This is a genomic window from Streptomyces similanensis, assembly GCF_039543625.1.
Taxonomy (GTDB): Bacteria; Actinomycetota; Actinomycetes; order Streptomycetales; family Streptomycetaceae; genus Streptomyces; species Streptomyces similanensis.
This window is the reverse complement of sequence record NZ_BAABKC010000144.1, coordinates 22,388-33,481: the sequence shown is the minus strand read 5'-3', so window position 1 is coordinate 33,481 and position 11,094 is coordinate 22,388. Positions and strand designations below refer to the sequence as shown.

8 protein-coding genes are annotated in these 11,094 nt (G+C 73.3%); 5 read left to right on the top strand and 3 right to left on the bottom strand.

The genetic code is table 11. The features are described 5' to 3' along the window. Window positions 1–64 precede the first annotated feature (64 nt). Window positions 65–481: a cobalamin B12-binding domain-containing protein gene (locus tag ABEB07_RS37765; RefSeq protein WP_345672570.1), complete on the bottom strand. Its 417-nt coding sequence runs from the start codon at window positions 479–481 to the stop codon at window positions 65–67. Window positions 482–945: 464 nt separating this feature from the next. Between ABEB07_RS37765 and ABEB07_RS37760 the strand changes: the two genes are divergently transcribed. After that, window positions 946–1,848, top strand: a complete 903-nt coding sequence (locus tag ABEB07_RS37760) for an esterase/lipase family protein (RefSeq protein WP_345672569.1) — start codon at window positions 946–948, stop codon at window positions 1,846–1,848. A gap of 190 nt (window positions 1,849–2,038) precedes the next feature. Continuing rightward, complete coding sequence (locus ABEB07_RS37755) at window positions 2,039–3,553, top strand: M23 family metallopeptidase (protein WP_345672568.1); 1,515 nt, start codon at window positions 2,039–2,041, stop codon at window positions 3,551–3,553. 60 nt (window positions 3,554–3,613) lie between these two features. On the opposite strand, the gene pcrA is transcribed toward ABEB07_RS37755, so the two are convergent. Continuing rightward, window positions 3,614–6,148 (bottom strand): DNA helicase PcrA, encoded by a 2,535-nt coding sequence (pcrA, locus tag ABEB07_RS37750; RefSeq protein ID WP_164588813.1) that lies wholly within the window; start codon window positions 6,146–6,148, stop codon window positions 3,614–3,616. A 382-nt stretch (window positions 6,149–6,530) separates the two neighbouring features. Here pcrA and ABEB07_RS37745 point away from each other — a divergent pair, with 382 nt between their 5' ends. Beyond that, entirely contained in the window at window positions 6,531–7,997 is a 1,467-nt protein-coding gene (locus ABEB07_RS37745) for a C40 family peptidase (RefSeq protein ID WP_345672565.1), read from the top strand. Window positions 7,998–8,183: 186 nt separating this feature from the next. Beyond that, entirely contained in the window at window positions 8,184–9,152 is a 969-nt protein-coding gene (locus ABEB07_RS37740) for a tellurite resistance/C4-dicarboxylate transporter family protein (protein ID WP_345672564.1), read from the top strand. 23 nt (window positions 9,153–9,175) lie between these two features. On the opposite strand, the gene ABEB07_RS37735 is transcribed toward ABEB07_RS37740, so the two are convergent. Continuing rightward, window positions 9,176–9,529, bottom strand: a complete 354-nt coding sequence (locus ABEB07_RS37735) for a hypothetical protein (protein WP_164582218.1) — start codon at window positions 9,527–9,529, stop codon at window positions 9,176–9,178. Between the two features lie 433 nt (window positions 9,530–9,962). Here ABEB07_RS37735 and ABEB07_RS37730 point away from each other — a divergent pair, with 433 nt between their 5' ends. Further along, complete coding sequence (locus ABEB07_RS37730) at window positions 9,963–11,039, top strand: C40 family peptidase (RefSeq protein WP_345672574.1); 1,077 nt, start codon at window positions 9,963–9,965, stop codon at window positions 11,037–11,039. The last annotated feature ends 55 nt before the right edge of the window (window positions 11,040–11,094 follow it).

The following is an 11,094-nucleotide window of genomic DNA, read 5'->3' as shown; positions in this document are numbered from 1 at the left end:
GGGCCGGCCGGCCGCGCCCGGCCCGTGCGGACCGGCGCGCGTCCCCGCCGCGCCGTCGCGCCGCCTACGCCTCGGCGGGCTGGCGGGCGTTCTCGCGGACCCAGTCCACGATCTGCTGGGTGGTCGCGCCCGGAGTGAAGAGCTCCGCGACGCCCTTCTCCTTCAGCGGCGCGATGTCCGCCTCGGGGATGATGCCGCCGCCGAAGACGACGATGTCCTCGGCCTCCCGCTCCCTGAGCAGGTCGATCACCGCGGCGAACAGGGTGTTGTGCGCGCCGGAGAGGATGGACAGACCGATGGCGTCGGCGTCCTCCTGGATCGCCGTGTCGACGATCTGCTCCGGGGTCTGGTGGAGTCCCGTGTAGATGACCTCCATGCCGGCGTCGCGCAGCGCCCGCGCGATCACCTTGGCCCCGCGATCGTGGCCGTCGAGCCCCGGCTTGGCCACCACCACGCGGATCGGACCGGCTGCCACACCCATCACTGCCTCCATGAAGCGACTACAACCGCCCGTCGCGGGACGGCCGCCCCGCACCACATCGTCCGGGGAAGTGAACGAACGTTATCTCCAGCATCCCGCAACCGGCGGTTTCGCGGTGTGCGGGGAGGGGCAAATCACACGGTGGGACACTCCCGCGGGTTCTCGGACCACGGAGGGCTCCCACCCCGCGCACCGTCGCCCCTCGGCGCGGTCCACGGTCCGGACGACACCGTGGCACGCGAGCCGGTGCGGGAACAAGCGTCACGGGAGCCGCAAAGAGGTCGTCGCAGCACGGCGCAGCGCTTCGCGCGCCGTGCCGGTGCCGCACACCGACAAGGGCACCTGGGAGGCACGGGCCGCCCCGCGCACTCCGCTCACGCCTCGTCGGCCGCCACCGCCGCGACCGCCCACAAGGGCGCACGGGGGACAGAGCCGTCCTCCCGCGTGCCGACAGGAGGTCGGCCATGAAGGTCACCAGCGTCGCAGACCCCATCCTTCCGCTCTGCCAGCGCCTGTTCCCCACCAGGATCGCGGGACTCTCGCTGGGTCTGCTGAAGGCGACCGCCCTGGAACTGGCGATCCTCGCGGGCCACGTCCTCCTCTATCCGTCGGGGATCGTCCAGGAGCGCCGGGGCCCGGCGTGCCCGCTCCCCGCCGCTCCCGCCCCCGGCACCGGCACCGGGCCGGGCGAGCCGGGCGGGACCGCCCGGCTGCCGGTCGAGGCCAAGCCCCCGGTGGTGCTGCTGCACGGGTTCATCGACAACCGCTCGGTGTTCGTGCTGCTGCGCCGCAGTCTCGCCCAGCACGGCCGGCAGCGCGTGGAGTCCCTCAACTACTCGCCGCTGACCTGCGACATCCGCTGCGCGGCCGAGCTGCTCGGCCGGCACATCGAGGAGATCTGCGAGCGCACCGGCAGCGAGCGGGTCGACGTGGTCGGGCACAGCCTGGGCGGCCTGATCGCCCGGTACTACGTGCAGCGGCTCGGTGGTGACCTGCGGGTGCGCACCCTCGTCACGCTGGGCACCCCGCACGCCGGCACCCGGGTGGCGCCGCTGGCCAACGCGCATCCGATCGTGCGCCAGATGCGCCCCGGCTCGGAGCTGATCGAGGAGTTGTCGCGTCCCGCGCCGGGCTGCCGTACGCACTTCGTCAGTTTCTGGAGCGACCTCGACCATCTGATGGACCCGCTGGAGTCGGCCTGTGTCGACCACCCCGATCTGAAGACGGAGAACGTCCGGGTGAGCGGCATCGGCCATCTCGCCCTTCCCGTGCACCCGGCCGTCGCGAGCGGGATCCGGCAGGCGCTGGACACCGTCCGGCCCGGAGACCCGTCCGTGCGGCGGGCCGGGGGCCTGACCGTGGCCTGACGTTGGCCCATCGGGGTCGAACCTCGCCTCGAACACAACGCCAAGGCCCTCGCCGCGGTCCGCCGGAACACAGCCGATTGCCCGTTTCCGGCTTCGGGAAACCGGCCGAAGATTGTCGCGCCCGCGTACCGCCGGGTACAGTCGCCGCACTGCTCTGGCAGCCCCTGTCGTCGAGGCGAAAGAGAAGTTGGTGAACGACCGTCACCCGTCGGGGGCCGCTACCACCCCGGCACCGGCCTCCGAAGACGCCTCGGCGCCCTATGCGCCCTACGGCGGACAGGACGCCGCGTACGGCGACTTCACCACGTACGACGAGTACGGCGCCACCGGTTTTCACACCGGCGCGTACGCCGCCGCCGACTACCGCACCGACCCCGGTTACGGCATCCCGCCGGACGCGAACAGCCAGGTCACCGGCGCCTACGACACCACCCAGTGGTCCACGGGCAGCCACCCGAGCTCGCACGGTGACGCGTACGCGGCCCAGCACCACGCCGCCGCCTACGACACCGGCGCCTACGACACGACCGCCTGGGCCACCGGCTACCAGCAACCGGTGTTCGTGCCGCAGCAGTCCGCGCCCGCCGACGTCAGCGGCCAGTGGGACGCGAGCGCCTGGCTCCAGAACGACCCGCAGGACGCCGCCGAGGCAGCCCGGCAGTGGGACTGGAACGCCCAGCCCTTCGACACCCAGGCCCTCCAGAGCACCCAGACCTTCGACACCGGCGCCTACGACGCCACCCAGTGGAACACCGGCGGCGCGGCCGGCGACGAGACCACCGCGACCGGCCTGCTCCCCGAACCCCGTCCGTCGTACGACGACGTCGACACCGGCCCGCACGCCGACGACGGCGTCCCGGCAACGGACCAGGAGCAGGACGGCACCGGTGAACTGCCCGCCGTCACCCTCCTGGAGGACCAGGAGGAGATCGTCCCGGTCCCCGTCCCGGCCCCGCGCGCGGCGGGCCGTTCCCGGCGCCGCCAGCCGGCCAAGCGCTCGGCGCTGCTGACCGTGGCCGTGCCCTCGGTGTGCGTGCTCGGGGTCGCCGGCGCGGCCGCCGCCTCCGTGGGCACCTTCACCGGCGACGGCAAGGAGACCTCGGCGTCCGCCGCCGACGCCGCGCACCCCGTCCAGCCGGCCACCGCCAACAACAAGCTGGACACCCAGTTGCAGGGCCTGTCCGCGGGGGCGAACGACTTCGCCGACCGGGCCAGCCGTACCCAGGAGCGCATCGACCTCAAGGCGCAGCAGGTCGCCGAGCAGAAGAAGGCGGCGCAGGAGGCGGCCCGCAAGGAGCGGATGCGCCCCAAGTTCCTGCTGCCGGTCACGCAGCGCGGGCTCAGCGCCTACTTCGGCCAGGCCGGCGTGAACTGGATGTCCGTGCACACCGGCATCGACTTCCCCGTCTCCTACGGGACCACGGTCATGGCCGCGACCGACGGCACGGTCCGCACGCAGTGGAACAGCGCCTACGGCAACATGCTGATCCTGACCGCGAAGGACGGCACGGAGACCTGGTACTGCCACCTCTCCAGTTACCGGGTTCCCCCCGGTACGGCGGTCAAGGCAGGGGATCCCATCGCGTATTCGGGCAACTCCGGCAACTCCACCGGACCGCATCTGCACTTCGAGGTGCGGCCGGCCGGCGGATCGCCGATAGACCCGCTGCCGTGGCTGCGCAGCCACGGCCTCGACCCGACGTAGTCCCGGTCCCGGACCGGCCCGAGCCCCCGCCGCGCGCGGGGGCTCACCGCTGTGCCGAACCTACAGCTTCTCCACCGGCGCGTACCGCAGCAGCAGCCGCTTGGGCTTGGTGTCGCCGAAGTCGATCGTCGCCTCGGCGTTGCCGCCGGTGCCCTTGACCGCGACCACCGTGCCGAGGCCGAACTGGTCGTGCGTGACCCGGTCGCCGACGGCGAGGGACACCACCGGCTTGTCCGCGGTGCGCCGGGTGGCGAAGCCGGAGGCGCCGGACGCCGACGAGCGGGAGCGGGACGACGACAGCGAGGCCGCCACCCCCGACGCCGGTCCGGAGGGCGCCGCCACCGAGCCGCCCGTGCGCTTCCAGTCGACGTGCGTCTGCGGTATCTCCTCCAGGAACCGGGAGGGCGGGTTGTACGACGGCTGTCCCCACGCGCTGCGCATCGACGAGCGGGTCAGGTACAGCCGCTCGCGCGCGCGTGTGATGCCGACGTAGGCGAGCCGGCGCTCCTCCTCCAGTTCCTTGTTCTGGCCGAGGGCCCGCATGTGCGGGAAGACGCCGTCCTCCATGCCGGTGAGGAAGACCACCGGGAACTCCAGGCCCTTGGCGGTGTGCAGGGTCATCAGGGTGATGACGCCGTCGCCGTCCTCCTCGTCGGGGATCTGGTCGGAGTCGGCGACCAGGGCGACCTGCTCCAGGAACTCCGACAGCGCGACCGGCTCGCCCTCCCCGCGCTCCTGCTCGAACTCCAGGGCGACGGCGGCGAGTTCCTGGAGGTTCTCGATGCGGGTCTCGTCCTGCGGGTCGGTGGAGGACTGCAGCTCGGCGAGGTAGCCGGTGCGTTCGAGGACGGCTTCCAGGACGGTGGCCGGACCGGCGCCCGACTCGACGATCGTGCGCAGCTCCTCCATCAGCGTGTTGAACCGCTTGACGGCGTTGGTCGACCGCGCGGCCATGCCGTACGCCTCGTCGACGCGGCGCAGCGCCTGCGGGAAGCTGATCTTCTCGCGCTGGGCGAGGGCGTCGACCATCGCCTCGGCGCGCTCGCCGATGCCCCGCTTGGGCACGTTGAGGATGCGTCGCAGCGGTACGGAGTCCTCGGGGTTGGCCAGCACCCGCAGGTAGGCGAGGACGTCCCGGACCTCCTTGCGCTCGTAGAAGCGGACTCCGCCGACGACCTTGTAGGGCAGGCCGACGCGGATGAAGATCTCCTCGAAGACGCGGGACTGGGCGTTGGTGCGGTAGAAGACGGCGACGTCGCCGGCCTTGGCCTCGCCCGCGTCGGTGAGCCGGTCTATCTCGTCGGCGACGAACTGCGCCTCGTCGTGCTCGGTGTCGGCGACGTACCCGGTGATGCGGGCGCCGGCGCCGGCGTTGGTCCACAGGTTCTTCGGGCGGCGCGACTCGTTGCGCTCGATGACCGCGTTGGCGGCGGACAGGATGGTCTGCGTGGAGCGGTAGTTCTGCTCCAGCAGGATCGTCGTCGCGTCCGGGTAGTCCTCCTCGAACTGGAGGATGTTGCGGATGGTCGCGCCGCGGAAGGCGTAGATCGACTGGTCGGCGTCACCCACCACGCACAGCTCGGCGGGCGGCACGTCGGCCTCGCCCGGCGGCACGTCCACGGGGTGCTCGGCGGTGCCGACGAGTTCCCGTACGAGGGCGTACTGCGCGTGGTTGGTGTCCTGGTACTCGTCGACCAGGACGTGCCGGAAGCGGCGGTGGTAGTGCTCGGCCACGTCCGGGAAGGCGCGCAGCAGGTTGACCGTCGTCATGATGAGGTCGTCGAAGTCGAGGGCGTTGGCCTCGCGCAGCCGCGACTGGTAGAGGGCGTAGGCCTGGGCGAGGGTCTTCTCGAAGCCGTCGGTGGCCTGGGCGGCGAAGTCCTCCTCGTCGATCAGCTCGTTCTTCAGGTTGCTGATCTTGGCGCTGAAGGACTTCGGCGGGTAGCGCTTGGGGTCCAGTTCCAGATCGCGGCAGACCAGGGCCATCAGGCGCTTGGAGTCGGCGGCGTCGTAGATCGAGAAGGACGACGTGAAGCCGAGCCGCTTGCTCTCCCGGCGCAGGATGCGCACGCACGCGCTGTGGAAGGTCATCACCCACATGGCGTTCGCCCGCGGTCCGACCAGTTGTTCGACGCGCTCCTTCATCTCGCCGGCGGCCTTGTTGGTGAAGGTGATCGCCAGGATCTGGCCGGGGTGGACGCCCCGCTCGGCCAGCAGGTGGGCGATGCGGTGCGTCAGGACGCGGGTCTTGCCCGATCCGGCGCCGGCCACGATGAGCAGCGGCGTGTCCGCATGGACGACGGCGGCGCGCTGGTTCTCGTTCAGCCCCTCCAGGAGGGCGGCCGGGTCGATGACCGGGCGGGGGGCGCCGTCGCGGTAGTAGGCGTCGCGTCCGTACGCGCCGGCGTCGTGGGCGTCGCGCGAGTCCGCGCGGTAGGCGCCCGGGTCCGGCGGCACGTCGAACTTCCCGCCGAACAGATCGTCCGGAACGGGCTCCGGAGCGTGATCGTCCTCGGGCGGCGGCGGAGGTTCTTCGCCCTGGCCCCGCGGGGCCTGGAGGTCCGCCAGGAAGCTGTCGTCAAAGAGGCTGCTCATCGCTCTCCGAGTCTAGGGGTCCGCACTGACAACCCGGGGCCGGATCGGCCGATCACGCCCTGGAACCGGTCGGCTACGGCGACGGCGTGGTTCAGCCAGGTCACGCATACGTATCGGGCATATCCCGCACCGACCTTCACATGAGCCTCACGGGTTGGTTACCGTTCCGTCGGACCGCACGACCCCACCGGCGAACGGCGCCGGGCCGCGCGGCCTCCGCCGAATCCGGCCGCGCCGCCCCGCGCGCCGGAACGGGACTCGCGTCCCGGAGGGGAATCGGTCCGCCTCCTTCCGCGAGTACGGGCTCCACGAGCCCGGTCCGCGAACGGAACGGCGCCCTTCCGGAACGCCGGCCGGCGGACGACGGAAGGAGCCGCCCCTCTTGGCATCGCACCGCAAGCCCGTTCCCACGGTCCCGCACGCCACCGCCCCGGCCGCCCCGGCCGCCCCGGCCGCTCCGGTTCCGGTGCCGTCCGGCCCGGTCCCGGCCGCCTCCGTAGCCCTGGTTCCCCAAGGCGTCCAGGGCGCGTCCTTGGACGCGCCGGGCGGGACGCCGAGCCCGGAAGAGGTCGAACGGAAGATCGACGAGCTGTACCGGCGGGCCGACAGCCACGGGGCGGCCGAGAACAGGAACGGCACCCTCAGGAACGGCACCCTGAGCGGCAGGGCCGGGGGCAGGGGCGAGGAGAGCGGGCACGGGGAGCGCGGGCCAGGGGGCGGTGGCAGGGGCGGCGCGGGGGACGAGCGCGGGGGCGGCGGGCGCGGCGAGGCGGAGACCGCTCGCGACGGCGCCGCCGGGACCGGCGAGCGGGGCGCGCGGCAGCGCGGCCGGGGCGCGGCACTCCGCGACGGCGCCTCCCAGCGCGCCGACATGCTCACCCGGGCGCGCGAGATGCTGAGCGCGTTCACGGCGGCGCCGTACCGCCCGGCGCCCTCCGACCCGGACGCCGCCGCGCTGCTGCTCGCGGACGCCCCGCGGGGCTACTTCGAGCAGGCTCAGCTGATGAGCCGGCTGACCGCCCGCCAGAAGGTCCGCGCCGGCGAGCGCGCCGCGCAGCGGCCCCCCGCGGCCGGGCAGAGCCCGTCGGGCGCCGTCCACGGCCAACGGGTGCGGTCCGGGCCGTCGGCCGCACCGCGGTACGACATCAGGGCGGCCAAGACCGCCGTCCAGCGCAAGCTGGCCACCGCCCGCGCGCTGGTGGAGGCGACGGGCACGCCCCCGGCCCCCCTGACCACCACCACCGTACCGGTCGCCGCCACCGCGCTGGCGCCGACCGACGCGCACGTCACCACCAGCGCCGCGGTACCGACCAACGTGCAGGTCACCACCGCCGCCGCGGTGCCGACCGACGCGCCGGTCACCTTCGCCGCCGACGCGCCGGTCGCCGTCATGGCGCCCGACGCCGCCGTGGCCGTCGAGACTCCGGCGCCCCTGTCGGCCGCCGTGGACGAGGGCGTCCGGCGGGACGGTGCCCCGTCCGGCGCCGAGGCCCACAAGGCCCTCGCCTTCGCCCGCGCGCAGATCGGCAAACCGTATGTGTGGGGCGCGGCGGGGCCCGGTTCCTACGACTGCTCCGGACTGACCCAGGCCGCGTGGAAGGCCGCCGGGGTCGCCCTCCCGCGCTCCCTGCGCGACCAGTCCCGCGCCGGTACGACGGTCCCGGCGGCTGAGGCGCTCCCCGGCGACCTCGTCTTCTTCCACGACTCCCACGGCGAGGTCGGCCACGTCGGCGTTTACGCCGGCCACGGCATGATGATCCACGCCCCGGAGCCGGGCGCGTACGTCCGCGAGGACCCGGTCCGCCAGGGCGGCGCCCCGGCCGTCCACCACGTGGTGCGACCCGCCTGAGGGCCACGGACCCAGGAGGCGGCCTGAGGACGGCGGACCGGGGAGGGCGGCTGCCGGGATCGGTGCGGAACGGCGCGCCGGGTCGCGAGGGCGGCGCGCGCCCGGCGGGGGCCGCCTTGGCGCAATTCGGGTGCGCCCGCGCGCGCCCCGCCCGTACGGCGCACGCGGCTCCTTAGGATCGCGATCATGCCCGTCACCTCCCCTTCGCGCGCCTGGCTGGCGCAGCGTCCGCCCGCGGCCGGGGCCGCCGTGATGGCGAGCGGCATCGTGTCGGTCGGGCTGGAGATGACGGGCCACGACGTACTGTCCCTGGTGGTCCTCGCGGTGGCCTGCGTCGCCTATGTCGCGCTGGCCGCGGACTTCGCCGTACGGCTGCTGCGCGACCGGCCGCGGTGGCTGGCCGAGGCGGGGACACCGGGCGCGCTCACCGCCGTGGCCGCGACGACCGTGCTGGGCACGCGTTTCTCGCTGCTCGGGTGGCAGATCCTCGCCGAGGCACTGCTCGCACTGGCGTTCGTCCTGTGGCCATGGTTGCTCGTGCGGGTGGTGCGTGCGTCGCGGCGTCCCATGCCGGGGGCCGTCTTCCTGTGCTGTGTGGCCACGGAGGGGCTCGCCGTGCTCGGCGCGTCCCTGGCCAAGGCGCAGACCGCGCCCTGGCTGGCGCACACGGCACTGGTCTTCTTCTGGCTCGGCCTCGCGCTCTACCTCCTCGCGCTGTCGCGGTTCGGACTGCGGGAGGTATTCGAGGGGCACGGCGACCACTGGGTCGCGGGCGGCGCGCTGGCGATCTCCGCCCTGGCCGGCTCGAAACTGATCGCCGCGGGCGACGCGGGGCCGTACCTGTGGAACAACGACGACAGCGGCGTCCTGCGCACCGTGACCCTGGGACTGCTCGTCCTCGACCTGTGCTGGTACGCCGTCCTGCTCGTCGGCGAGTTCGTCCGGCCCCGGCTCCACTACGACGTACGCCGCTGGTCGACCGTCTTCCCGCTGGGGATGACGGCGGCGGCCACGCTGTCCATCGCCGTCTCCCTGCGCCTCCCGGAGCTGGACCTGCCCGGCCGGGTCCTGCTGTGGATCGCGGTGGCGGCCTGGCTGGCGGTCGGCGTGGGGGCGGTCGCGGAGGCGCGTGCGGAACTCAGAGCCGCGCGCTGAGCCTCACGCGCCGGGCACCGCGGTCACGTCCAGAGCACCGCGATGAAGATGTTCGTCATGGTGAGCAGGCCGACGACGCCGAACATGCTCTTGTCCACCTTCTCCTCGTCGCGCTTGACGTAGACGAGGCCCAGGATGACGATCAGCAGCGCCAGCTTCACCCCGATCTTGATGTTGTCGAGGGGGTAGTCCTGGGCCTGGTTGAGGCCGACCAGGACGACACCGGTGACCAGCATGGTGAGCGCGCCGTGCAGCATGCCCGGCACGAAACGGGCCGTGCCCTGGCCCATCGCCTTCATCTGGGTGAGGAATCCGCCGAGCAGCGCGGCGATCCCGATGATGTGCAGGCCGACGAAGAGATGGATGAGTACGTCCATGAGGCCGGAGCCTAATCTCAGGCCCTCGCACGTCGAACACCGGCCCGTCCGGTAGGCCGCCCCCGCCCGACCGGGCGCCCTACGGCACAGCCTTGCGCATACGCCCCATAGCACCCCGTTACCCCTTTTCGCTCCGGAACCTCCACATCGGTCATCACTCAGCGTGCGACAGCCGCACTTGAGGCCGCCTGGTGGTCACATACGGTCACCATCCGCTCCACTCGCGCCACTTCCGCACATGGAGTCACCCGGCGGACGCGCCCGGTTCTAGCGTCCTCACCCAGGTGCCCGGCCATCCCAGCGCCACCCCAGTCAGGGGCGGCGGCCGGCCACCTCCGCCGAATGGTCCGGCGGCGGCATGCTCCCCCTGTGCGGGCCGCCGCCGGACGACCCGCCGCACCCGCGGCCGGACGAAGGGAACGTGAAGCTCCTCGTGGCAGCGCACCGCAGGCCCCGACAGCGCTCGCTCAGCGGCGGCACCGCGCGTGCCGCCGTCACGCTCGCCCTCGCGGGCGCGGCGACGGCCACCTGCTTCGACGGTGTCGGACAGGCCGCGCCGCAGCCGACGCCGACGCAGGTCAGGGCCAGGGTGGACCAGTTGTACCGGGAGGCGGAGACCGCCACCCAGAAGTACGACGGCGCCAAGGAGAAGGCGGACGCGGCCGCACGGCGACTGCGGACACTCGGCGACGAGGCGGCGCGCACCCAGGCCGATCTCAACTCGGCGCGGGACGCTCTCGGGTCGATCGCCGCCGCCCAGTACCGGGAGGGCGAAATCGATCCCGCGGTACGGCTGATGCTCTCCGACGATCCCCGGCACTACCTGGAGAGCGCCGAGTTCGCGCAACGGGCCGGCGCCCGGCAGTCGGCCGCCGTCGCCGGAGTACGCGGCCGGCTGCGGAAGATCGAGCAGCTGCGCGGCGCGGCCCGCGGTGAGCTGGCCTCGCTCACGTCGCGGCAGGCCGAACTGCGGCGGCACAAGAAGACGATCACCGCCAAGCTGGACGAGGCCCGTCGCCTGCTGTCCCGGCTCTCCCCGTCCCAGCGCGCCGAGGTGACCGGCCAGGACACGGGCGGCTCTCCCGTCTCCTCCCCCACCGCCCACTCCACCGCCCCGACCGCCCGCGCGCTCGGCGGCCCGGGCTCGGTCACGGCGCCCACCTCGCGGGCGGCGACCGCCGTCGCCTACGCCTACCAGAAGCTCGGCAGCCCCTACGTCTGGGGCGCGACCGGCCCCCACGCCTTCGACTGCTCGGGCCTGGCCCAGGCCGCCTACCGCGCCGCCGGCATCTCGCTGCCCCGCACCACCTACGCCCAGATCAACTCCGGCCGCCGGGTCTCACGCTCCGACCTGCTCCCCGGTGACCTGGTGTTCTTCTACTCCGGGATCAGTCACGTCGGCATCTACGTCGGCGACGGCCGCATGATCCACGCTCCGAACCCCTCGGCCCCCGTCCGCCTGGCCCCGATCGACCAGATGCCGTTCGCGGGGGCGACGCGGGTGGTGTGAGCGGGTGAGGTGAGCGAGCGGTGCCGAGCGGGCGGGCACGGCCGACCGTCGGTGA